We start from the raw sequence: 22272 nt of genomic DNA, 5'->3' as shown, positions 1-22272 counted from the left end.
TCCTCACTCCGCTGCCTGGAGAGCGTCACGTCCTGCCGCCAACCGATTGATCGGGAAAGGCAGGCCGAGGTTTTCCCTGAGCGTCTTGCCCTCATAGGCCGTGCGGAACAGGCCGCGGCGTTGCAGTTCCGGAATGACCAGATCGACGAAATCGTCGAGTGCCGTCGGCAGCCAGGGCGGCAGAATGTTGAAGCCGTCGGCCGCTTCGTTCTCGAACCATGTCTGCAGCGTATCGGCGATCTGTTCGGCCGTGCCGACGATCGTGTAGTGGCCGCGGGCCGATGCGATCCACTGATAGAGCTGGCGGATGCTGAAGTTGTTTTCATCGGCGATCTGGCGGATGAGGGCCTGACGGCTCTTCATGCCTTCGGTCGGCGGCGCCGGCGGAAGAGGCCCGTCGAGATCATAACCGTGCAGGTCGAGCGTGCCGCCGGTCAGGCCGTTGAGCAGGCCGATCCCGTCCTCTTCGACGATCAGCGAGGTCAGGCGGTCGTATTTTTCGCGTGCCTCCGCTTCGGTCCTGCCGACGAAGGCGGAGACGCCGGGCATGACCAGGATGTGATCGGGGTTGCGGCCGAGGCCGCGGGCGCGCGCCTTGATATCCCGGTAGAACTCCTGGGCGGTTTCGAGATGCTGATGGGCGGTGAAGATGACTTCGGCCGTTGCCGCGGCAAGCCCGCGTCCGTCCTCGGACTGACCGGCCTGGACGATGACGGGATGCCCCTGGGGCGAGCGCGAGACGTTGAGCGGACCGCGGACGCTGAAATGCTCGCCGCGGTGGTCGGTGTCGTGCAGCTTCGCCGGATCGAAGAACACGCCCGACTCCTTGTCGCGGATGAAGGCGTCGTCCTCGAAGCTTTCCCAGAGTTTGCGGACGACGTCGACGTGCTCGGCGGCGCGGCGATAGCGGTCTGCATGCGGAAGCTGGGTATCGCGGTTGAAGTTCTGCGCCGTCAGGTCGCCCGTGGTGGTCACGACGTTCCACCCGGCGCGGCCCGCGGAGATCAGATCCAGCGAGGCGAATTTGCGGGCGGTCGTGTAAGGCTCTTCGTAGGTGGTCGAGGATGTGGCGATAAAGCCGAGATGGGTGGTGAAAGGCGCAAGGGCGGAAAACAAGGTCACCGGTTCGAAGCCGGCCACGCGGGCATTGCCGCCTTCCCGCGCCCCGCCGAAGCCGACAGCTAGCCCATCGGCCAGGAAATAAGCATCGAAGAGGCCACGCTCGGCTGTCAGCGCCAGCTGCTTGTGAAACTCGAAACTGGTGGCGCCGTCGGCCGGCTGGTCGGGATGCCGCCATGAGGCGACATGCTGTCCGCCACCGGGAAGAAATGCCCCAAGCCTGATTTTCCGTGTCATGTCGCGTCCTCTCCGGTTGCCGTCAACAGTCTGGCCTTCCCCAAGACCAAGTAATAAATGGGCTGTTGGACTGCTAAGATACGTTCTCCATAAATTTTATAGAGAAACTTAATTTCATAGTTTCGGAGGAAGCGTGAATAGATTTCCCGGATCGGCGTGAAACTCGAAATTGAACGATCGAGGCCGCCGCCCCTCGAATTATAGGGGCGGGCCGACAGGCGGCATTCTCAGTCGTGACAAAGAGCCGCCTGAGGCGGCGATAAGGAGGTCGTCTGGGCATTCCCTCGCGCGAATGCCCGTGTCGCCGGATATCAATATCCTGATGTGCCCGGGCTTCAGCCTCGTTTTGGCCGGGCCGGGGCATGCTCCAGGCCGGCGGCGGCCTTCTTCAGGCAGTCGAGGTAGCGGTCGCGGTTGGCGATGCCGTCGTCGCGCGGCGTGACGAGGCAGAGCGTTGCGGCGGCGTGGCCTTCCTCGCCGCGCACCGGCACGGCAAAACAGTGGGTGAAACTGTCGACGATGCTGTTGAAGGTGAAGAGACCCTCACGCTCGGCCTGGCGCACCTCGGCGATGAAGGTTTGCGGCTCGAGCCATTCGCCCCCCGGCAGGCGAAAATCCTGCGGCGGAATGAAGTTCAGGATGTCCTGATCCGACAGATGCGCGACGAGCAGGCGGCCCGACGCCGTCCACGGGATCGGCACCGACTGGCCGACATCCGTCGAAATGCGGAAGGGTCGTGCGCCTTCGCGCATGCGCACGACCGTGTAGCGGTTTCCATCCAGCATGCAGAACTGTGCCGTCTCCCGCGTCTCGTCGGCAAGCCGTTCCAATGTCGCCTCGCATTCGCGGGTGAAATCGAAATGGTTTTCATAGGCCGCGCCGAGGAAATAGAGCTTGCGGCCGAGATAGACCCGCCCCTCGCCGCCGGTGAATTCAAGAATGCCGTTGCTTAGCAGCAGATTGACGAGTTCGTACACCGACGAGCGCGGCGCGCCGATCTGCGCGGCGATTTCGTTCGGCTTCAAGGCCTGCCGTTTCTGGCGCAGGAAATCGAGGATCTCGAAGGCGCGGTCGAGCCCACGGGCGCGTTTGCCGGCTGCTTCGTCCTGAACTGCATCCATTGCTGTCGATCCCAATTTCTGTTCGGCCAAGCTTTTCAAATCCTCTGTCGCATCTGTTAACCGACCCCCGTCATTCCCAGCAAACGAAAATTTTTTTCATCCCTCTTGCGAGGCGGAAAAATCGGCATAAGATCGCATCGTCCGGTATACAGATCAGATGTCTATTATATTGGACATAGATGGCCAGCCGTCAAGGCTGCCGTACAAAAAAGGGGATCGACATGAAGAATTTTGAAAACAGTATTTCCGCTTCGCTGCGCCGCCGCCTTCTCGCGGGCGCAGCCGCAGCCGCTGCCCTCCTCGTCTTTTCCACGGGCACGGCTTCGGCCGCTGCCAATTGCATCAAGGGCGACAGGAAAGCGCCTTATACGATCGGCTGGGCAAACATCTATTCGGTGCCGACCTGGATGAAGCAGACCGAAGGCACCATCACCGCTGAAGTGGACGAGCTGAAGAAGGCGGGCCTGGTGAAGGACCTGATGATCACCGACGCGCAGGGCAACGCCCAGACGCAGATCCAGCACATCCAGTCGATGATCGACGCCAATGTCGACGCTATCGTCGTCATCGCCGGCTCCTCCAACGCGCTCGATCGCGTCATATCGGATGCCTGCGATAAGGGCATCGCGGTTGTCAATTTCGACAGTCTTGTCAACACCGACAAGGTGACGGCGAAGATCAACACCGATTCCAGCGAATGGGGTGCGACCGCAGCCAAATGGATGGTCGCCCAGCTCGGCGGCAAGGGCAAGATCATCATCATGAACGGCCCGGCCGGCATTTCGGTGAGCGATGATCGCCGCAAGGGCGCCCAACCGGTCCTCGATGCCAATCCGGGTCTCCAGGTGATCACCGAGACGAATACGGAATATAACGTCGCGCCGGCACAGGAGGCGATGACCAGCCTGCTCTTCGCCAATCCCGAAATCGACGGCGTGCTGTCGCTCGGCGGCGCGCTGTCGGCCGGTTCCGTCATGGCCTTCGAGCGCCAGGGCCGCGACCAGGTGCCGACGACAGGCGAAAACGCCAGGCAGTTCCTGGAACTCTGGAAGGAGAAGGGCCTGAAGGGCTGGGCGACGATGCAGCCCAACTGGCTCGGCGCGCTTTCCGTCTATACCGCCGTACAGGCGCTGCAAGGCAAGGACGTGCCGGCTTTCGTCAAGGTGCCGCTGCCCGTCATCGACGACAGCACCATCGGCGGCTACCTCGCTCGCGCCGACAAGTTCCCGGCTGACGGCTATATCTACTCGGATTACGATCAGGCGCTCTTCGACAAGCTGCTTGCCAAGTAATCCCGAGCTGAGGAACCCGTCATGACGGAAGAACGGCCCCTGCTGGAAGCCCGGCAGGTGTTCAGGGGATTTTTCGGTAATCCCGTTTTGAAGGGCGTCGACATCGCCCTTCTGCCGGGCAGGGTTCACGCCCTGCTCGGTGAAAACGGCGCCGGCAAATCCACATTGATTAACCTCCTGTCGGGCGCCCTCCAGCCGGACAGCGGGTCCATCCTCGTCGACGGCAAGCCCGTCGGGCGTTTTAGCCCGGCGGCGGCGCGTGCGGCCGGCATCGCCGTGGTTCAGCAGGAGCTGAGCCTGACGGCCAGTCTGTCGATTGCCGAAAACATCGGGCTCGGCGCCTTTCCGCGCCGGTTCGGCCTGATCGACTACAAAGCGCTTCATCGCGGTGTGTCAGAGGTCTGCGATATGGTCGGGCTCACCGAACCGCTCGACATGCCGGTCGCCGATCTCGCGCTCGGTCGCCGCCAGATGGTGGAGATCGCCAAGGCGCTGTTCCGCAAGCCGCGCGTGCTCATTCTGGACGAGCCGACCTCCTCGCTCTCCGCCCACGAAGCCGGCATCCTTGGCCGCCTCATCGAGACGCTCAAAGGGCGCGGCACCGCCCTTCTCTATATTTCCCACCGCCTCAACGAGGTGCAGGCGCTCTGCTCGCATGTCACGGTGCTGAAGGACGGCGGCGTCACCGCCGACCAATCGCTCTCCGGCATCGACGGCGAAGGGCTGGTCCGCCTGATGGTCGGCCGCGAGACCGGCGACCTGTTCCCGCCGCGCGCCGCCGCCAAGCCCGGCGAAACACGCATCAGCGTCGAAGGTTTTTCGGCCGGCATGGTGCTAGATATCGGCTTCTCCGCCCGCGCCGGCGAGATCGTCGGCATTGGCGGGCTCGTCGGACAAGGGCAAGAAGACCTGCTGCTCGGCCTCTACGGCGCGATTCCAGCCTCGGCCGCGCGCGCGGAAGTCTCCGGCAAACCCGCCCTGCCCGCCGATGTTGGCGAGGCGAATGCCGCGGGCATCGTCTATGTCCCGGCCGACCGCAAGCACGAGGGGCTCGTGCTGCCGCATTCGATTGCCTCCAATCTCATCCTGCCCTCGCTCGGCCGGCTCGCCTGCAAGGGCTTGCGCGACCGGCCGGCGGAAAACGGCATGGTCACCGATCTCGCGCGCCGGCTGACGATCAAGGGCGACACGGCCCGTCCGGTGCAGGCGCTTTCCGGCGGCAACCAGCAGAAGGTGGCGCTCGCCAAATGGCTGCCGCTCGATCCCTCCGTTCTGCTGCTCAACGATCCCACCCGCGGCGTCGATATCGAGACCAAGCGGGAAATCTATCTCATGCTCCGCGCTTTCGCCGCTGAGGGGCGGCTGGTCATTCTCGCCAGTTCCGATACGCCGGAACTGGTGCATCTCTGCGACCGCGTCGTGGTTCTGCGCGAAGGACGCGTCGCGGCAACACTATCGCAGGATGCAATCAGCGAAGGGGCGATCGTCGGCGCGGCCATGGGCATTGCGACTGCCACGCAGGGAGAGGCGGCATGAGCACAATTTCGTCATCCCGGCTCTACGGTTCGATCCAGCTCCGCCGCAATCGCGGCCTTGCTGGCCTCTATCTGGTCGTCGCCGCCTTTCTCATCCTCTATGCGCTGCTCTTTCCCGGCATTCTTTCCATCGGCGGCTTCTCCAAGTTCACCCAGAACTGGTTCCCCCTCGCGCTCGTCACCATGGCGCAGGCGCTGCTGATGCTGAATGGCGGCATCACGCTGGCGATCGGCCCGCTCGTCAGCCTCGGTGCGGTGATCGCGGCGACGACGATGCAAGGGGCGCTCGGCGTGCCGGGCGGCATTCTTGCCGTCTCGCTCGCCGGCCTTTCGATCGGCGCCGTCATCGGCGCCATCGTCACGCATCTCAGGCTGCCGGCGATCATCGTCACGCTTGCCGGCTCCTTCATCATCGGCGGGGTGGCACTCATCCTGCTGCCGCGGCCGGGCGGGTTCATTCCCGACTGGCTGTCGACGACGCTGGCCGGCCACACGCCCGTCGCCTTCCTGCTGCTCGTCGTCATCCTCGTGCTCTGGAAGGTCTTTCTCGCCACCCCGCTCGGCCTCGGCATCTATGCGGCCGGCGACAATCCGGTCGGCGCATTCCGCTCCGGTGTCCCGGTCGAACGGGTGAAGGTCGCAGCCTTCGCGCTCTCCGGTCTGCTTGCAACGCTGACCGGGTTGTTCGTCGCGGCGCAGACCGGCTCGGGGGATCCGGTGATCGGCACGCCCTTCACGCTGAACTCGATCGCCGCCGCCGTGCTCGGCGGCGTCGGTTTTCTCGGCGGCAAGGGCACGATGCGCGGCGCGATCTGCGGCAGCCTGCTGCTCTCTGTCATGATCAACGTCATGTTCTTCCTGGGTTTTCCGCCGGTCGCGCAATATGTCGCGCAGGGGCTGATCATCGTCGGCGCGGTCGCCGTTCCGGAACTTCTCGGGCAATGGAGGGCAAGGCGATGAATATGATCAGGTCCGCCTTCCGCAATCCGCCGCTGCTGACCTTGCTTCTGGTCGCGCTCGTCTGGATCGTCGCAAGTTTTACGTTGCGCGGTTTCGGCGCCTATGGCCACCTGCGCTACCTGCTCGAACTCGCCGCCGTGATCGGCATCACCGCCGCCGGGCAGACGCTCGTCATCCTGATGGGCGGCATCGATCTGTCGGTCGGCGCTGTGATCACCGTCACGGCGATCCTGCTGCCGCTGATCTCGCCCGCCTGGGATCCGACCGGTCTCGCCGGCATCGCGGCGGCCCTTACTATTGCCACCGGTATCGGCCTGATGAACGGCGCGGGAGCCGCCTATCTCCGTGTGCCGCCGATCATCATGACGCTTGCTATGGCGACCTTCCTGCAGGGCCTGCTCGTCATCGTCGCCGGCGGCAGCGCGGTCACCGTCAGCAATCCGGCGGTCATTCTGCTCGGGCAGGCGCGGCCGCTCGGCATTCCCTCCGGCATCATTCTGTGGCTCGTCGTTGCAATCGTCGTCCTGCTGCTCGTCCACCGCATGCCGATCGGCGCCCGTTTCCTGGCGCTTGGGGCAAACCCGCTGGCGGCCCGGCTCTCCGGCGTCAGCGTCACCCGCAACACACTGATCGCTCATACCCTGTCGGGCTTTTTCGCCGGTCTTGCCGGCATTCTCGTGCTCGGCATGAACCGGCAGGGTTATGTCGGCATCGGCGATCCCTATCTGCTGACCTCGATCGCCGCCGTCGTGCTCGGCGGCACTTCCATCCTCGGCGGCCGCGGCACCTATGCCGGGACCATTCCGGGGGCGATCCTGCTTGTCACCACGACGGCGCTGATCACCGTCGTCAACGCCTCGCCCGGCTGGCGGTCGATCATGTTCGGCACGCTGATCCTTGCCCTGCTGCTGGTTTCCGGTCGTGAGGCGCGCCGATGACGGAGCGCTATGACGGGCCGGTGATCGACCCGCACCATCACCTCTGGGACCTCAAGCTGGAACGTCATCCCTGGCTTCAGAAGGCCCAGGCCTCCGGCGAGGAGATGGTGTCCGGCAGCCTGGCGCCGATCCTGCGCGACTACGGCATCGACGATTATCGCGCCGATGCCGCGCGCCAGAACGTCGTTGCGTCAGTGCATGTGGAGGCCGGCTGGTCCGTTGCCTACCCGCTGGAAGAGAGCCGCTGGCTGGATGGCCTCGACCGCAGCTCCGGCGTGGCGCGCCGTTATATCGCCCGGGTTCCCCTCGACGGGCCGGACGCCCCGCGGCTGCTCGAGGCGGAAGCGGCAAACCCGAACGTCGTCGGCATCCGCGATATTCTGAGCTGGCATCCCGATGCGGCGAAGCGTTTTGCACCGCGCCCGGATCGCATGAACGATCCCGCCTGGCGCGCGGGGCTTGCCCATGCCACGCGGCTCGGGCTGGTCTTCGACCTGATGCTCTATCCCTGGCAGATGGCCGAGGCGCTCGATCTGGTGCAGGTCTTCCCCGAAACGCTTTTCGTGCTCAACCACGGCGGCAGCCCCGCCGACCGGACGAAGGACGGCATGGCGCTCTGGCATCGCGGCCTGCGGGCGCTCGGCGGCGCGCCCAACGTGCGCGTGAAGATTTCCGATCTCGTCGCCTATGACCATGCGTGGACGCTCGAAAGCCTGCGGCCGGTGATCGAGCATTGCCTCGATTGTTTCGGCCCGACGCGTTCGATGTTTGCCAGCGACTTTCCGGTCGCAGGCCTGCACGCCTCTTTCGACGAAGTCTATCAGACCTTCCGCACGGTCGCCGCTGAGCTCTCTTACGACGAGCAGCGCGCCCTGTTCTTTGCCACCGCCAACGACACCTATCGCCTCGGTTTGGCCGATCCGGCCGAGATCGGGAGAGGCCGCCATGTCTGACCTTCGAGTCGCAACGGAAAATGCGCTGATCGACGAGCGGGTGCGCGGTTTTCCGCCAGGCCATCCGCCGCTGCCGCTTGCAGAGATCGGCCAACAGGGATGGAGACCTTATGACGGCAGGATGGCCCTGCCGCTGATCTCGCTCGACCGGCAGGCCTTCGCCGGCAATGTCGAACTGATGATGGCCTATGTGAAAAGCCATGGCGCCGAAATCGCCCCGCACGCCAAGACGCCGATGTCGACGGCGCTGTCGGACGCGCTTCTTTCGGCCGGCGCTTGGGGCACGACGGTCGCCGATATCCGCCAGGCCGCCGTCCTGCTCAAGGCGGGACAGCGCCGGCTGATCCTTGCCAACGAGATCGGCGGGATCGCCGCCACCCGCCGGCTTGCGGCCTTGCTCGGTCATTATCCCGATGCGGAACTGCATATCTTCGTGGATTCGACGGCGCTCGTCGAGGCGCTTCGCTCCGCTTGGCAGGAGCGCGGGGATTTGCCGCCTCTCGGCCTACTGCTGGAATTCGGTGCCGGCCGCGCCGGTATTCGCAGCGCCGAAACCGCGGCGGCAATTCTTGACGCGATCCTGGCGGTGGAGACGCCGGCCTTCCGGCTGACCGGCATCGCCGCCTATGAGGGTGCGGCCGCAACCGCTCATGCGGAAGAGACGATGCTTCGCATCGACGCTTTGATGGCGATGACATCAGATTTCCTGCCGAAGATACGCGCCCGCATCGGCCAGGAGCGGCCGCTTCTCGTCACGGCGGGCGGTTCGGTGTTTTTCGACGTCGTGGTGGCGCGGCTTTCACCTGCCGTCGCGGCCGATCCCGCCTGCCGGCTGGTGCTGCGCAGCGGCGCGACCTTCTTCCACGATCACGGTATCTACGAGCGGGGCCTTGCCGGCCTCGATGCGCGCGGCGGCTTGCACATCGGCGGCAAGACGGTTTCGGCGGCGGCCGGTTTCCGGCCGGCGCTGCGGGTCTGGGCCGAGGTGCTGTCCCGGCCGGAGCCGCGGCTTGCGATCTCAGGCATGGGCATGCGCGACGTGGCGATGGACCAGGGCCTGCCGCGGCCCTTGGCGCTCTATCGCAATGGCGCGCATTTCGCCGACCTCCGGGGCGCTGACGTTTTCCGCCTCAACGATCAGCACGCCTTCGTCGCCCTTGCCGATGGCAGCGACGTTTCCGTCGGCGACGTCATCGAGTACGGCATCTCGCATCCCTGCACCTGCCTCGACCGGCATGCCATCCTCTACGGCCTCGATCCGGACCATGTGGTGACGGCGGCCTATCTCACCAGCTTCGGCTGACCTCCCCTCCAAAAGCAAGAAAAGGAAAACCCGCTTATGATCCAGCGTTATCAGAGAGGCTCGCGTATGAGCCAAGCCGTCAGCTACGGCGGTCTCGTCTATATTGCCGGCCAGGTCGCGGAAAATCGCAAGGCTGGCATCGAAGATCAGACCCGCGATGTGCTCGCCAAGATCGACGCCCTTTTGAAGGAAGCCGGCACGGACCGCTCGCGCCTCCTCGCCGTCGACGTCTTCCTGCCGGCGATTACTGATTTCGAGGCGATGAACGGCGTCTACGACAGCTGGATCGACATCGAAAATCCGCCGGCCCGCGCCTGCACCGAAGCACGCCTCGCCGATCCGGATCTGCGCGTCGAAATGACCGCGGTCGCGGCGCTGTAACGGCACGGCAACCGCCGGCACTGGAGACATCATGCACAGCGGCCTCGTCAATCCGATCGACTTTTCGCGCGAGGGCCGGCAGGCCGGCCACCTCGCCATTCCCTATTCGATCGACCGGTCGCCCTATTATCAGATCCGCATTCCGGTCCTTCGCCTGAAAAATGGCGAGGGGCCGTCCTTGCTGCTGATGGCCGGCAACCATGGCGACGAATATGAGGGCGAACTCCAGCTCGGCCGGCTGATGCGGCGGCTTGACGCGGCTGAAATCCGCGGCGCTGTCACCATCCTGCCGATGGCGAACCTGCCGGCGGTGATGGCGGCCAGGCGCTGCTCGCCCTTCGACGGCGGCAACCTCAATCGGGCCTTTCCCGGCGATCCCACCGGATCACCGACGGCGCGGATGGCACATTTCCTCGAACACGAACTTTTTCCGCGCCATGACACCGTGCTCGACCTGCATTCGGGCGGCACCTCGATGGCGCACCTGTCCTGCACGCTGATCGAGCGGCAGGCCGATGCCGCCCGCTTCGAGCGGTCCGTCTCGCTGATGCGGGCGATGGGCGCATCGCATGCCTTCATCGCCGATAACGGGCCGACCGCGCCGACGTCGATGGGGGCTGCGGCAAGGGCCGGAACTATAGGTCTTTCCGGCGAGTTCGGCGGCGGCGGCACGGTGACGCCTGAGACAATGGGTTTCACGGCGGCGGCGATCGACCGGCTGCTCGTCACACTCGGCATCGTCGAACGTCCGGTCCTGTCGCGCGCACCGCTCGCCGAGCCGGGGCCGTTGCAGTTGCTGTCGCTGTCCCGGCACAGCCAGGGCATCTATGCCAACCGCAGAGGCTGGTTCGAGCCGGCCGTTGCCCTCGGCGCCACCGTTGCCGCCGGCGACCTTGCCGGTTGGTATCATGACCTCGAACGCCTCGAGCAGCCGGAGGAAGAGCTGCGTTTTGCCGAGAGCGGCATTGTCATTTCCCACAGGCTGCATTGCGACAGCCAGGCCGGCGACTGCCTGATCCAGGTCGCCGAACCCATCGCCTCTTGAGGAGCGTCGATCTCGTCAAGTGATGGCGCCGACCGCCGCCTTGACCCAGTCGAGGCGCTTGGCCGGGATGAGGCCGTAATTGTAGAAGTTCACGCCGTCGGCGCCGGCATCGACGGCGGCCTTGGCGCGAGCCGCCAGCACCGCCGGCCCGCTGACCTCGGGATAGAAGACGCGCAAGCCGACCCCGAGGAATTTGTCCGGTCCGATCGCCGCCCGGCCGGTGCGGATGACATCGCCGACGGCATCCGGTTCCATATCGTAGCAGCAGAGGATTGCCCCGTCGCAGAGCTTGCCGACCGCCGCGAGATCGACGCCGCCGAGCCAGCCGTCCTTCAGATCGATCAGCACGATACGGCTTGCGGGGTCGGCAGCGGCCCTGATCTCGCCGATCAGGCTGGTCACCGGTTCGCTGCGCCAGGCGAGATAGGCATGGAGATCGGGATGGTCGCGAAAGGCATCGATGCCGGCTGCCGGGAAGTCGGGAAATTGCCGTTCCGGGACAGCCCGTTCGCAGAGTTCGGCGATGAAACGTGCGACCGACCGGCGCGCGTCTTCGACCGGCACGCCGGCCTTTTCGGCGCGTGCCGTGCAATGATCGCAGAAGCAGAGCGACAGCAGGAAATCGTCTTCGCCATTCAGGCCGACGCCGTCCTTTTCGTGATGATATTCATGCGCGAATCCCATGAAGTTCGGGCTCTCGAGTTCCACCATGTCGGGCCGGTAGTTGGTCGTGATGTCGCGCACAAGGGTGACGGCATAATCCCGCGCCGCCGGGCTGGAAGGGCAAAGATTGTAATAATTGGCATTGCCGAAGGCATTCCGCGTCACGTGATCGGGATGCAGCATACCGAGACGGCTATTGTGAAGACAGACCGTCCAGCAGGAGACCTTGAGGCCCGTCGTCTCGCGTCCTCCGACCAGGGCTTCCAGCATGTCGCCGCGCTCGGCGACATTCCCAGCCATCAGCGGCCGGATCAGTTTGTCCTGCCAAAGGCTTTCATCCGGCCGGAAATAGACCGTCCCGTCCTCGGGAAAGTAGGCCTTCTGCTGCGGGCTGCGCGGCTGAAGGAACCGGCCGGCATGATAGGAGGTCGCCAGGCTGACCGCCGTGAGACCCGCCCGACCGGTAAGCTCGGCGGTAAACGCGCCGAGCCCCTGGTCCTGGATGTCCCAGGGATAAGTCCACATGGAAAGATGCATGGCACGCTCCTGTCAAATCTGTCCACTTTATAGAACATCTGTCCATAATAGTGTCCAGACTGATCTTGAGCGCGAGCGTCCGCAGACGCCCGCCGGGAGCACCCTGTCCTTCAGTCAGACGCGCGTTGATTGGCGGCATTCTCGTTGTAACGCGCGCGGGCCTGCTCGAGCCGCTCCGGGCCGCCGACCTGCGGAACGGCAACGTCCCACCAGTGGCCACCGGCGTCGGTCCCGGGGACCGCATCGGTGTCGATCACCAGAACGCTCGGAATGTTCCGTTCTCGCGCCGCCACGATCCGGGCCTCAAGCTCGGCGATGGACCCTATCTTTTCGGCATGGGCGCCCATCGAGGCGGCATGCGCGACAAAATCGATTTCGGGCTGCACGTCGACATTGCAGTCCTTGTACATGTTGTTGAACTCGGCGCCGCCGCACTCGATCTGCAGACGGTTGATGCAGCCGTAACCGCGGTTGTCGGTCAGCACGACGGTGAACGGCACCCGCCGCATGACGGCGGTTGCGATTTCCGAATTGGCCATCATGTAGGAGCCGTCGCCGACGAAGCAGATGACCTCCTTGTCAGGGCGCGCAAGCTTGATGCCCATGGCGCCCGCCACTTCGTATCCCATGCAGGAGAAACCATATTCCATGTGGTATCCGCCCTTGGCAGATTGCCACAGCACCTGCAGTGCGCCCGGCATGGTGCCGGCCGCGCACATGACCACCGAGTTTTCCGTCGCCACCCGCTGCACGGCGCCGATGACTTGCGCATCGGTGGGCAGGTTTCCGGGCCCGTCCGCTTCCGGCGCCGCTGTCACGCGCCCGACCGTTTGATGCCAATCGGTCCTGCTCCCGGCGTCGACGCCAGGCCCGTGATACGCCTCGAGCGCGGCGGACAGCCGCGCCAGCGTGACCCTGGCATCGCCGACACAGGGCAATGCCGAATGCTTTGTTGCGTCATATCCGGCAAGGTTGATCGAAGCGAGCCGGCGTGAGGGATTGCGGAAAAGCGCCCAGCTGCCTGTGGTGAAATCCTGGAAGCGCGTGCCGATGCCGAGCACGAGGTCCGCCTCGGCGCAAAGGGCATTGGCCGACGCCGATCCGGTCACACCCGGCGACCCGAAATTCAGCGGGTGCTCCGAGCTGTTGGCGCCCTTCCCGGCTTGTGTTTCGACAAATGGGATATGGTGCTTCTCCGCGAATGCGGCGAGCTCGGCCTCGGCCTCAGAATAGATGACGCCGCCACCTGATATGGCGACCGGCCTGCGCGCAGCCCGGATGGCCTCGGCGAGATCTTCGACCTCCCGCGGGTCCGGTTCGGGACGACGGATGCGCCACACCTTCGGTTCGAAAAAGGCTTGGGGGTAGTCGTAGAGTTCTGCCTGCACATCCTGGCAGAATGCCAGCGTAACCGGGCCGCAACTGCCGGGATCGGTCATGACGGCCAAGGCTCGCGGCAGGCAGGTCAGGAGATGCTCGGGGCGGGCGATCCGGTCGAAATAGGCCGAGATCGGCCGGAAGCAGTCATTGGCGCTGACGGTTCCGTCGTTCATATCCTCGATCTGCTGCAACACCGGCTCGGGGCGGCGATTGGCGAACACATCGCCGGGTATGAATAGCACGGGCAATCTGTTGACATGAGCAAGCGCACAAGCCGTGACCATATTGGTGGCGCCCGGGCCGATCGACGATGTCACCGCCTGGGCGCGCCGGCGCTTCAGCGTCTTCGCATAAGCGATCGCCGCATGCGCCATGGTCTGTTCGTTCTGTCCGCGCCATGTGGGAAGGGCGTCGCCAATCCCATGCAGCGCCTCTCCGATACCGGCGACGTTGCCGTGACCGAAGATCGCCCAGACGCCTTCGATGAAGCGCTCGCCATCCTCCGTCATCTGTTCCGCAAGCCATTTCATCATGGCTTGCGCCGCGGTCAGTCGTATCGTTCTCATTCTGCTGCCTCCTGAACGCGCGCCCGTGCGCCATCCCAGACCGCGCAGAGCCTGGAATATCGTTTCGCCATCTCCTCGACGGCCTCTTCATCACCGATCGCGCCTTCGAACCAGCCGCGGGCGACCGAGCCGAAGATCGTCCGGCCGACGGCAAATCCCTTGACGAGCGGGAAGCGTGCGGCAACCTCGAAGCTTGCTTTCAACGCATCCTCGGGCGCATCCAGGCCGAGGACGACAATCCCTCTTGCATGGCGATCGTTTTCCTCGATGGCGGCGCAGACCCGCGCCCATGCTTCGGGTTCGTCCAGCGGCTCGAGCTTCCACCAGTCGGGATAAATGCCTTCGGCATAGAAGCGGCGGATCAGTGTCGCGGTCGTATCCACGGTGACGCTGGCGACCTTGGAGGGGATGACCTCGAGCAGGAATTCCAGCCTGTTGCGGCGCGACGCCACGTAAAGCTGCCGCACTTCCGCCAGTTGCCGGTCCCAGGTCGCATCATCGTCGTCCGGGTGGCAGAAGCAGAGCACCTTGACGACGTTCTCGCGCGCCCATTCCAAAAGTCCCCCGCAATCGGGACCGAGTGACGGCTCCAGGCTAAGCGGCCTAGACCCCGGCCATTCGCAGGGTCTACCGATCCAGAGACCGGTGCCGGAGGCGGCGTGGAGCGCGCGCCGGCCGATCCGGTCGTCGCAGAGGATCCCGTAGCCGGATCGCCCCTGCTGCACTTTCAGGGCTGCCTGAAGGCAAAGCTCCTTGAAGGCTCCGCCCTTCGACGGCGTGTAACCCGTCATATTTTCGAGCTGCATCCGGTGATCGAAGGCGAAGACGCGCATCTCGGACCAGTCGCCATGCCGGTTGGTCGACCAGTGTATCTGCTCCAGCGCGGCATCATTGCGCAGGTCAGGACGCGTCATGCCGCGCTTAAGGAAGAAATTCAGCTCCTGAAGTGACGGATAGGCCGGCGTGCAACCGTGGCGGGAGACGGCAAACGCGCCGCAGGCATTGGCGTATCGGAGCGCGGTCGGCCAATCTTCGCCGTCAAGCCAGCCTTTCAGCAGTCCGGCGAAAAAGCCGTCTCCGGCGCCGAGAACGTTAAAGACGTCGACCGGGAAACCTTCGCCTGAAATGCCTTCGTCCAGATTATCCGGTATCACGTCTTCGAATGCGACCGCCCCTTTGGCCCCGCGTTTGCAGACGAGCGTTGCCGCAGTCACGGCGCGCACGGCCCGCAGTGCCGCCACGATATCAGTCGTCCCGCCGGCGATGTGGAATTCTTCCTCTGTCCCGACGATCAAATCGAAGAGATGAAGCGTCGTCTGGAGCTTTTCGGTCACCTGCCCGCTTGCCACATAGCGGCTTTCCCCCTCGCCATGACCGGCCACACCCCAAAGGTTCGGACGATAGTCGATGTCGAGAGCCGTCCGGGCGCCATGCTTGCGGGCAAAGCCGAGTGCCTTCAGCACGGCGGCTTCCGTGCGCGGATGCGACAGATGCGTTCCCGTCACCAGCACCGAGCGGGCGCTGGCAACGAAGGCCTCGTCGATATCCGCCTCGCAAAGCGCCATGTCGGCGCAGTTTTCCCGGTAGAATATCAACGGGAACCGTTCTTCGTCGCGGATGCCGAGGATGACGAGTGCCGTCAGGCGCTCGGGATCGGTCACCACACCCCTACCGTCGACGCCATGCCGGGCAAGCTCCTCGCGGATGAACCGGCCCATATGCTCATCGCCCACCCGGGAGATCAGCGCCGAGTTGAGACCCAGTCGGGCCGTGCCGCAGGCGATGTTGGTCGGACTGCCGCCGATATATTTTTCAAAGGATCCCATATCCTCCAGCCGTCCTCCGACCTGCGCCCCATAGAGGTCGACGCCGGCTCGCCCGATGGTGATCACGTCCAATGTCTTGGTCATGTCGGTTTCCTTGCACTATCATTGAATTCGGTCATGGTGATCGGGTTAGGCATCGCCGGCCTCTTTGCGGGAAGCTACGAATGCAAAAAAGAGCGCGGGCGAACATCGCCCGCGCCTTTCCATCAGCGGCTGATCGTTGCCTGCAGCGCGTCGATGGAGGACTGGATGCCGGCATCCGTCGACATGGTGAAGTCTTCCATCTCGAGGCTGACCCAGTCGTTGTAGCCGACCATGCGCACCACGGAGAAAAACTCCTTCCACCACTGCAGGTCATGGCCGGCACCGACGGCGACATAATTCCAACTGCGGTTGGCGACGTCGGTGACGTCCTTGAGCTCGAGCAGGCCGTTGACGTCGGCGAGGCCCCGCTCGATGCGCGTATCTTTGCCGTGGCAATGATGGATGGCGTTGCCCAGCGCGCGTGCCGAAGCAATCGGATCGGCGCCCTTCCAGAACAGATGGCTGGGGTCGAGGTTCATGCCGACGGACGGGCCGACCTCGTTGCGCAGGCGGAACAGGGTTTCCGGGTTCCAGACCAGCATTGCCGAGAAGTTTTCGAGTGCATATCTCTCGACGCCGACCTCCCTCGCGAGCTTCACCAGGTCGTGCCAGAGGGGGAAGGCGCGGTCTTCCCACTGGTAGCGGTCACGCTCCGGCATTTCGTCGGGCCAGCTCTTGGTATAGACGAGCCAATTGGGCACGGTGTCGCCGGGGGCGGCTTCCGGCAGGCCGGACATCGTCACGATCGTCTTGACGCCGATTTCGCCGGCAAGACGGATCGTCTGCTCCATCTCCTTGCGGTGACGCTTGCCCATCTCACCCGGATCGAGCGGATTTGCCGAGCAATTGAGGGCGGCAATCTCCAGGCCGCGGGCTTCGATTTCCTTGAGCCTGGTTTTCAGGAGCCCCTTATCGGCCAGCAATTCGTCGGCCCGGAAATGCGGCGCGCGCGACCAGCCGCCGCCCGTCATCTCGATGCCCTCGACGCCGAGTTTGACGCATTTATCGAGCATGTCGGGGAAAGAAAGGTTGCCCATGACATCGGTGCAGATTGAAAGTTTCATCTCGTAGTCTTTCTAAAGAGAGGATTGGGGACGCGCCTTGGGAGGAGGATGGAGGAGTTCCGACGCGCCCCCTGGTGGATCACTTGAACTCGACCCAGGCCGATCCTGCGTCCGCCGAGCGGACGCAGTTTTCCAGCCAGCGCACGCCTTCGGTGCCGGCTTCGATGCCGGGATAATGATGGCCCCTGAGGAAGGCCTCGTCGCCGCGGCGTTTTGCGTCGATCGCCTGGGCGATCCAGAGGTAGATGTTCGCCCAGCTGTCGCCGAGGCCCTCGGTATGCAGCGCCCCCATGCGGTCGGCCGCGAGGCTTTCCTCTTCGAGGTAGGGCATGCCGTGGTGTAGGGTGCGGTTCGGCTCGCCCTGCACTTCGTAAATCAGCTGGTCGGGATGGGCATCCGACCATTCGATCGAGGCCTTGGAGCCGACGAAACGGTAGCGCTGCGAACCCATATTGCCGGCATTGACCGACGACACCCAAAGACGGCCGCGGGCGCCGTTGTCGTAATGCATGAGAACGGTCGCATGGTCTTCGAGCGGCGCGCGGGTCGGAATGAAGGCCTTGCGGTCGCAGAGCAGCTTTTCGATTTTCAGATGCGGCAGCACGACTTCGGAGAGATAGTAGAGGTGCGTGCCGATATCGCCGAGAACGAAGGTCGGGCCGGCCGTCTTAGGATTGGTGCGCCATTTCACCGCTTCGCCGGCGCCGACATCGTCGCCCGCGTTGAAGCCGTGGCTATATTGCATGTCGACGATTCTTATATCGCCGAGCATGCCCTTCTTGACCATCGCCGCCATCTGATGAACCAGCGGATGTCCGGTGAAACCGTAGGTGACGCCGACGATCAGGCCCTTCTCTTCGGCGAGCCTCGCGACCTCGTCGCATTCGGCGACGGTGAAGAACAGCGGCTTTTCGCAGATCACGTGAAGACCGGCTTCGAGGCACGCCTTGGTGATCTCGTAATGGGTGAAGTTCGGCGTGGCGATCGAGACGACCTCGACACCGTCCTCACGCCCGGCCTCTTTGGCGATCAGCTCCTTATAGTCGCCATAGCATCTGTCCGCAGCGACGCCGATCTTCGTGCCGAAGTCGCGTCCGCGCTCGGCGTCGAGATCGAAGGCTCCGCAGATGAGCCGGTAGGTGCCGTCCCGCTGGGCGCCGGTTCTATGCTTGTAGCCCACCTGCCCGGTGCGGCCCCCGCCGACCATGCCCCAGCGCAGGGGGCGCTCGATGGATCTTTCTCCGTTGATCATTTTCTGTCCTTCCAGGAATGATGTCTGTGATGTTTAAGCGTTCCGGGCAGAACCCCGGTCGCGGTCGCTCCCGCCAATCGCCTGGCTGCATCGCGCGTTATTTCGCGGTCCAGTACTTGTCGACGAAGCGCTGCATTTCGGCGCGCATGAACTTGCCGGAGTGGTCGGCCTTGTCCTCCCAGGCGAAAACGCATGCGGTCATGATGCCGTCGAACCCGATCTCCGCCAGCGTGCTGAAGAAATCTTCCCAGGGAACCTCGCCCTGGCCGATGTTCAGGTGCTGATGCACCCTGGCCTGCGTGCCCGGAGGGTTGAGAATGTAGCGAAGCCCCGAAGAGGCCTTGTGATTGAAAGTGTCGCCGACATGGACATGGGCGAGCACGTCCTTTGCTTCCCGGAGCATCGCCTTGGTATCATCGCCAAAATAGAAGGTATGCGGCGCGCAATAGAGGAACTTGACGTTCTTCGAGTTGACCGTCCTGATGATATCGAGCGCCGGCTGCAGGGTTTCGCACCAATCCTCGGGATGCGGTTCGACGTGCAGATTTATGCCTTCCGTTTCAAAGATCGGCACCAACTCTTCCATCGAACGCCACCAGGCGTCTTCGCAGGCCTCGATCATGGACCCGGTATGGCAGCAGTAGCACGAACCCTTGTCCGGGTGGGGGCCGCGGCCGAATTCCGAGTTCATCGTGTCGACGCCGAGTTCGACACTGATCTCAATGGCGCGCTTCCAGTGCTTGACGGCAGCTTGCCGCTCATTTTCATCGTTCGAGGCCCACCGGTACATCGGCAGGATCGAGGCAATGCCGACATTGGCATCGGAAAGCGCTTTCTTGAATGCCTTGGCGCGGGCCGGAAACACGCGCGGCGCCTTGAACCACTCGAGAAAATCGGCCCGCGGGCTGAGCTCTATCCACTCGTATCCGAGTTCAGCCACTTTCGAGGGCAATTCTTCGAGTGAGAGGTGGCGATGCATAAAGGGATCGATTGCAATCTTCATGGCTGTTACCCGTCCGATGATTGTGCTGGGCCATCCCGCCGGGATAGGCGAGCTCTTTAGAGTTTCTGGAGTTCATCCGCGGCGGCGGTCGGTCAGACCGGCGGGGGATGTCCGGAATGCGCCGTCGAGTACGCCTCGATCTCGGCTTCGAGTTCGGCCATGGCCTCGCCTCCTGCCATCAGGTCGGTAATCTCTTCGCGCGTCTTTTCGCCCTTGCGGAAATCGGCCGCCTTCGCACCCTTGATGAGCACCGCGAAGTGGTCTCCCACCGTCATGGCGTGAATGACGTTGTGAGTGATGAAAATGACGGCGAGGCCGCGACGGCGCGCTTCCAGGACGATACGCAGCACGTGCGCCGCCTCCTTGACGCCGAGAGCGGCGGTCGGCTCGTCGAGGATCAGCACCCGGGCGCCGAAGTGGACGGCTCGGGCGATTGCCAGGGATTGCCGCTCCCCGCCAGACAGACCGCCGATCAGGCGATCGCCATCGTCGATGCGGGTGATGCCGAACTCGCGCACGGCCTTGACCGCGATTTCATTTGCGGCTTTGCGGTCGTAGATTTTGAACGGGCCGAAGCCCTTGGTCAGTTCCCGCCCGACGAAGAACGAACGGCCGATGCTCATCAGCGGAAAGGTGCCGCCGAACTGATGGACCGTTGCGATGCCGAGATCTGCGGCTTCGCGCGGATTCTGGAAGACGATCGGCCGACCTTCGAACTTCACCGTGCCGCTCGTCGGCTTGTAGACACCGGCAAAGGTCTTGATCAGGGTGGACTTTCCCGCGCCGTTGTCACCCAGCAGGCAAAGTACTTCACCGGGATGAACGCTCAACGTGATGTCGTAGAGCACATCGATCGGGCCGAAGGACTTGTTGACGTTTTCAAGTTCAAGAATTGGGCCAGCCATGTCTCAGCTCTCACTTCTTCTTCTTGGGTGAATAGGTCAGCGCCATCTGGCGGAACGTATTGTTCATGAGGACGGCCACGAGCAGCATCACGCCGATGATCAGGCTCGACCAATTGCGGTCGAAGGTCGTGAAATAGATACCTTGGTTGACGACGGCGAAGGTGATCGTGCCGAAGAAGATCCCGATCACCGACCCGAACCCTCCGGTCAGCAGCACACCTCCGACGACGACCGAGATGATCGAGTTGAAGATGAATGTCATTCCGCCCGAAACCTGCGCGGAATTGAACAGGATGGCCTGACACATGCCGACGAAGGAGGCGCTCATCGCCGAGAGGACGAAGAGGACCATCGTCAGACGGGTCGTCGGAATGCCGGCGTTGCGGGCACTGACCTTGTCTCCACCCATCGCGAAAATCCAGTTCCCGTAAGGCGAGAAGTGAATGAAGAAGATGAAGATTGCGGTGATGGCCACCCACCACAAAATGATCACCTGAAACGACCCGGCCAGGAACTGCCCGAAAAGGAACTTTGCCCAGGGGTCGGCAGTCAGCGCCACACTCGTCGTGCCGGTTACGAGAACCGAGGTGCCAAGCATCAGGCCCTGTACAGCAAAGAGGGTGCCGAGCGTTACGATCAGCGAAGGTACGGCCGTGTGCACGACGAGGTAGCCGTTGACCAGCCCGACGATGAGGCCGAAGGCAAGCGCACCGAACATTCCGACCCATATGGGAAGATCGTAGTAGCCCGAGAGGACCGCGACAGTCATGGAGCCGGCGGGGATCATCGCGCCAATCGAAATGTCGAGATCGCCTGCGATCATCAAAAGTCCGATGGGAAGAGCGATAATGCCGAGATTGGCGGCGACGTTGAGCCAGCTTGCGGCGCCGGCGGGCTCCAGGAATTTGGTGCTGCCGAACACGACGAAGAACACGAGGACGCCGACAAGTCCGAGGAATGCGCCCGCCTCGGGACGGCGCAATAGGTTGCCGAATGAAAGATTGTTCATATGCCTATCCCAGTCTGGGCGTGAATCTCCAGGCGTGCGGACGCGGTGGTCCGCACGCTCGATAAACTTCGACCCGCGGATATCCCGCGGGCCGGAGCCCGTTTCGAACGATTAGCGAGCGCCTTCCTTGACGCCGGCCAGGGTGGCGTCGATGTTCGCCGCATCGACGATGCCCGGGCCGGTCAGCACCGGTGCGGTCGGCAGGTTGGTGCCGTAGTCGATATGCGAGGCGAGAAGCGAAACCCCCAGCAGCGACTGCAGGTAAGGCTGCTGGTCGATCGCAAAGGTCTGCGAACCGTCCTTGATGCGGGCAAGCCCCGAGGCATTCAGGTCGAAGGTGCCATGCGCGACCTTGCCGACTTTATTCGCCTGAGCGATCCCGCTTGCAGCCGCATCAGCGTCGGAAGCCCCAACATTGAGGACGCCGTCGATGGTGTCGTCCTGGAGCAGTGTCGCCTTGACGGCCTCGGCGATTGCCGTCTGATCGCCGAAGCTGGTCGCCGGCAATGGCAGCTGCTTGCCGGTGCCGCCCTTTCCGGTGATGCCGTCGATGACACCCTTGCAACGGGCCTCCTGGTTTGCCGCACCCGGGAGCGTATTGACGCAAATGACATTTTTCGCACCCTTGGACGCGAAATATTCGCCGCCTGCCTTGCCGGCCGTGTATTCATCCGACCCGACATAGTTGATCGCGCCAAGCTCGCGAGCTTTGTCGATGTTGCCGGCATTCATGAGGATGACTTTGATGCCCGCAGCGACGGCAGCCTTGATGGCCTCGTCTTCCGCCTCGGGCACCCAGTCGGGCACCACGATGCCGGTCACGCCCTGGCTGATGGCCGTGCGGACGAGCTGGGCGGCGTCAGGCCCGAGATTGTCGTAGGTCTGCAGCTGCAGATAGCTGACGGAGCCGCCGTTCTTCTCGACGACGAGCCGGGCGTCATCGACGCCTTTCTTGATGCGGCTCCAGAATTCGTCATCGGTCTTGCCGCCGACGACAGCAATATTCGCGGCCATGACAGAAGAAGCGCCAAGAACGACAACAGCGCCAGCCAGCAGCCCGCGTACGGCGCGCATTGAAAAACTCATGTGATTTCCTCCC

At 63.6% G+C, this 22272-nt stretch carries 19 protein-coding genes; 8 read left to right on the top strand and 11 right to left on the bottom strand.

The window, feature by feature from the left end; translation table 11 throughout:
* Positions 1-3: 3 nt before the first annotated feature.
* Complete coding sequence (locus CO667_RS20435; RefSeq protein ID WP_097620087.1) at positions 4-1356, bottom strand: LLM class flavin-dependent oxidoreductase; 1353 nt, start codon at positions 1354-1356, stop codon at positions 4-6.
* Between the two features lie 335 nt (positions 1357-1691).
* Positions 1692-2477 (bottom strand): IclR family transcriptional regulator, encoded by a 786-nt coding sequence (locus CO667_RS20430; RefSeq protein ID WP_097620086.1) that lies wholly within the window; start codon positions 2475-2477, stop codon positions 1692-1694.
* A 221-nt stretch (positions 2478-2698) separates the two neighbouring features.
* On the opposite strand from CO667_RS20430, the gene CO667_RS20425 reads away from it, so the two are divergent.
* The 8 genes from CO667_RS20425 to CO667_RS20390 are packed head-to-tail and all read left to right on the top strand — an operon-like array spanning position 2699 to position 10884.
* Positions 2699-3769, top strand: a complete 1071-nt coding sequence (locus CO667_RS20425; RefSeq protein ID WP_097620085.1) for an ABC transporter substrate-binding protein — start codon at positions 2699-2701, stop codon at positions 3767-3769.
* A 21-nt stretch (positions 3770-3790) separates the two neighbouring features.
* Positions 3791-5305 (top strand): sugar ABC transporter ATP-binding protein, encoded by a 1515-nt coding sequence (locus CO667_RS20420; protein ID WP_097620084.1) that lies wholly within the window; start codon positions 3791-3793, stop codon positions 5303-5305.
* Positions 5302-6264 (top strand): ABC transporter permease, encoded by a 963-nt coding sequence (locus CO667_RS20415; RefSeq protein ID WP_097620083.1) that lies wholly within the window; start codon positions 5302-5304, stop codon positions 6262-6264. The genes CO667_RS20420 and CO667_RS20415 overlap by 4 nt, the downstream gene beginning before the upstream one ends.
* Positions 6261-7202 (top strand): ABC transporter permease, encoded by a 942-nt coding sequence (locus CO667_RS20410; RefSeq protein ID WP_097620195.1) that lies wholly within the window; start codon positions 6261-6263, stop codon positions 7200-7202. Before CO667_RS20415 ends, CO667_RS20410 begins: the two co-directional genes overlap by 4 nt.
* Entirely contained in the window at positions 7199-8155 is a 957-nt protein-coding gene (locus tag CO667_RS20405; RefSeq protein ID WP_097620082.1) for an amidohydrolase family protein, read from the top strand. The genes CO667_RS20410 and CO667_RS20405 overlap by 4 nt, the downstream gene beginning before the upstream one ends.
* A complete protein-coding gene (locus CO667_RS20400) occupies positions 8148-9458 on the top strand; it encodes an alanine racemase (RefSeq protein ID WP_097620081.1) in 1311 nt (436 codons plus the stop codon). Before CO667_RS20405 ends, CO667_RS20400 begins: the two co-directional genes overlap by 8 nt.
* Before the next feature lie 36 nt (positions 9459-9494).
* Positions 9495-9839: a RidA family protein gene (locus CO667_RS20395; protein WP_097620080.1), complete on the top strand. Its 345-nt coding sequence runs from the start codon at positions 9495-9497 to the stop codon at positions 9837-9839.
* 31 nt (positions 9840-9870) lie between these two features.
* Positions 9871-10884, top strand: coding sequence for a succinylglutamate desuccinylase/aspartoacylase family protein (locus CO667_RS20390; RefSeq protein ID WP_097620079.1), 1014 nt, complete (start codon positions 9871-9873; stop codon positions 10882-10884).
* Between the two features lie 15 nt (positions 10885-10899).
* Here the strand turns inward: CO667_RS20390 and CO667_RS20385 are convergent, their stop codons facing one another.
* The 9 genes from CO667_RS20385 to CO667_RS20345 form a co-directional block, all read right to left on the bottom strand.
* Positions 10900-12084 (bottom strand): hypothetical protein, encoded by a 1185-nt coding sequence (locus tag CO667_RS20385; RefSeq protein WP_097620078.1) that lies wholly within the window; start codon positions 12082-12084, stop codon positions 10900-10902.
* 110 nt (positions 12085-12194) lie between these two features.
* A complete protein-coding gene (gene iolD, locus CO667_RS20380) occupies positions 12195-14030 on the bottom strand; it encodes a 3D-(3,5/4)-trihydroxycyclohexane-1,2-dione acylhydrolase (decyclizing) (protein WP_097620077.1) in 1836 nt (611 codons plus the stop codon).
* Positions 14027-15940, bottom strand: a complete 1914-nt coding sequence (gene iolC, locus CO667_RS20375; RefSeq protein WP_097620076.1) for a 5-dehydro-2-deoxygluconokinase — start codon at positions 15938-15940, stop codon at positions 14027-14029. The genes iolD and iolC overlap by 4 nt, the downstream gene beginning before the upstream one ends.
* Positions 15941-16062: 122 nt before the next feature.
* Complete coding sequence (locus CO667_RS20370) at positions 16063-17004, bottom strand: sugar phosphate isomerase/epimerase (RefSeq protein ID WP_097620075.1); 942 nt, start codon at positions 17002-17004, stop codon at positions 16063-16065.
* Between the two features lie 79 nt (positions 17005-17083).
* Positions 17084-18256, bottom strand: coding sequence for a Gfo/Idh/MocA family oxidoreductase (locus tag CO667_RS20365; RefSeq protein WP_097620074.1), 1173 nt, complete (start codon positions 18254-18256; stop codon positions 17084-17086).
* A 97-nt stretch (positions 18257-18353) separates the two neighbouring features.
* Positions 18354-19259: a sugar phosphate isomerase/epimerase gene (locus CO667_RS20360; RefSeq protein ID WP_097620073.1), complete on the bottom strand. Its 906-nt coding sequence runs from the start codon at positions 19257-19259 to the stop codon at positions 18354-18356.
* A 92-nt stretch (positions 19260-19351) separates the two neighbouring features.
* Positions 19352-20164 carry an ATP-binding cassette domain-containing protein gene (locus CO667_RS20355; RefSeq protein ID WP_028755778.1) on the bottom strand — a complete coding sequence of 271 codons (813 nt, stop codon included), beginning with the start codon at positions 20162-20164 and terminating at the stop codon, positions 19352-19354.
* Positions 20165-20174: 10 nt separating this feature from the next.
* Positions 20175-21173, bottom strand: coding sequence for an ABC transporter permease (locus CO667_RS20350; protein WP_097620072.1), 999 nt, complete (start codon positions 21171-21173; stop codon positions 20175-20177).
* 111 nt (positions 21174-21284) lie between these two features.
* Entirely contained in the window at positions 21285-22259 is a 975-nt protein-coding gene (locus CO667_RS20345; RefSeq protein ID WP_097620071.1) for a substrate-binding domain-containing protein, read from the bottom strand.
* Between the last annotated feature and the right edge of the window lie 13 nt (positions 22260-22272).

It is taken from the genome of Rhizobium sp. L43 (assembly GCF_002531725.1).
GTDB lineage: Bacteria > Pseudomonadota > Alphaproteobacteria > Rhizobiales > Rhizobiaceae > Rhizobium.
The sequence above is the reverse complement of the archived record's forward strand: the minus strand, read 5'-3'. Positions and strand labels throughout refer to the sequence as shown.

Bases quoted from the DNA above. Each gene is read 5' to 3' on its own strand.
- CO667_RS20435 (WP_097620087.1), bottom strand. From the start codon at position 1,356: ATGACACGGAAAATCAGGCTTGGGGCATTTCTTCCCGGTGGCGGACAG.
- CO667_RS20430 (WP_097620086.1), bottom strand. From the start codon at position 2,477: ATGGATGCAGTTCAGGACGAAGCAGCCGGCAAACGCGCCCGTGGGCTC.
- CO667_RS20425 (WP_097620085.1), top strand. From the start codon at position 2,699: ATGAAGAATTTTGAAAACAGTATTTCCGCTTCGCTGCGCCGCCGCCTT.
- CO667_RS20420 (WP_097620084.1), top strand. From the start codon at position 3,791: ATGACGGAAGAACGGCCCCTGCTGGAAGCCCGGCAGGTGTTCAGGGGA.
- CO667_RS20415 (WP_097620083.1), top strand. From the start codon at position 5,302: ATGAGCACAATTTCGTCATCCCGGCTCTACGGTTCGATCCAGCTCCGC.
- CO667_RS20410 (WP_097620195.1), top strand. From the start codon at position 6,261: ATGAATATGATCAGGTCCGCCTTCCGCAATCCGCCGCTGCTGACCTTG.
- CO667_RS20405 (WP_097620082.1), top strand. From the start codon at position 7,199: ATGACGGAGCGCTATGACGGGCCGGTGATCGACCCGCACCATCACCTC.
- CO667_RS20400 (WP_097620081.1), top strand. From the start codon at position 8,148: ATGTCTGACCTTCGAGTCGCAACGGAAAATGCGCTGATCGACGAGCGG.
- CO667_RS20395 (WP_097620080.1), top strand. From the start codon at position 9,495: ATGATCCAGCGTTATCAGAGAGGCTCGCGTATGAGCCAAGCCGTCAGC.
- CO667_RS20390 (WP_097620079.1), top strand. From the start codon at position 9,871: ATGCACAGCGGCCTCGTCAATCCGATCGACTTTTCGCGCGAGGGCCGG.
- CO667_RS20385 (WP_097620078.1), bottom strand. From the start codon at position 12,084: ATGCATCTTTCCATGTGGACTTATCCCTGGGACATCCAGGACCAGGGG.
- iolD (WP_097620077.1), bottom strand. From the start codon at position 14,030: ATGAGAACGATACGACTGACCGCGGCGCAAGCCATGATGAAATGGCTT.
- iolC (WP_097620076.1), bottom strand. From the start codon at position 15,940: ATGACCAAGACATTGGACGTGATCACCATCGGGCGAGCCGGCGTCGAC.
- CO667_RS20370 (WP_097620075.1), bottom strand. From the start codon at position 17,004: ATGAAACTTTCAATCTGCACCGATGTCATGGGCAACCTTTCTTTCCCC.
- CO667_RS20365 (WP_097620074.1), bottom strand. From the start codon at position 18,256: ATGATCAACGGAGAAAGATCCATCGAGCGCCCCCTGCGCTGGGGCATG.
- CO667_RS20360 (WP_097620073.1), bottom strand. From the start codon at position 19,259: ATGAAGATTGCAATCGATCCCTTTATGCATCGCCACCTCTCACTCGAA.
- CO667_RS20355 (WP_028755778.1), bottom strand. From the start codon at position 20,164: ATGGCTGGCCCAATTCTTGAACTTGAAAACGTCAACAAGTCCTTCGGC.
- CO667_RS20350 (WP_097620072.1), bottom strand. From the start codon at position 21,173: ATGAACAATCTTTCATTCGGCAACCTATTGCGCCGTCCCGAGGCGGGC.
- CO667_RS20345 (WP_097620071.1), bottom strand. From the start codon at position 22,259: ATGAGTTTTTCAATGCGCGCCGTACGCGGGCTGCTGGCTGGCGCTGTT.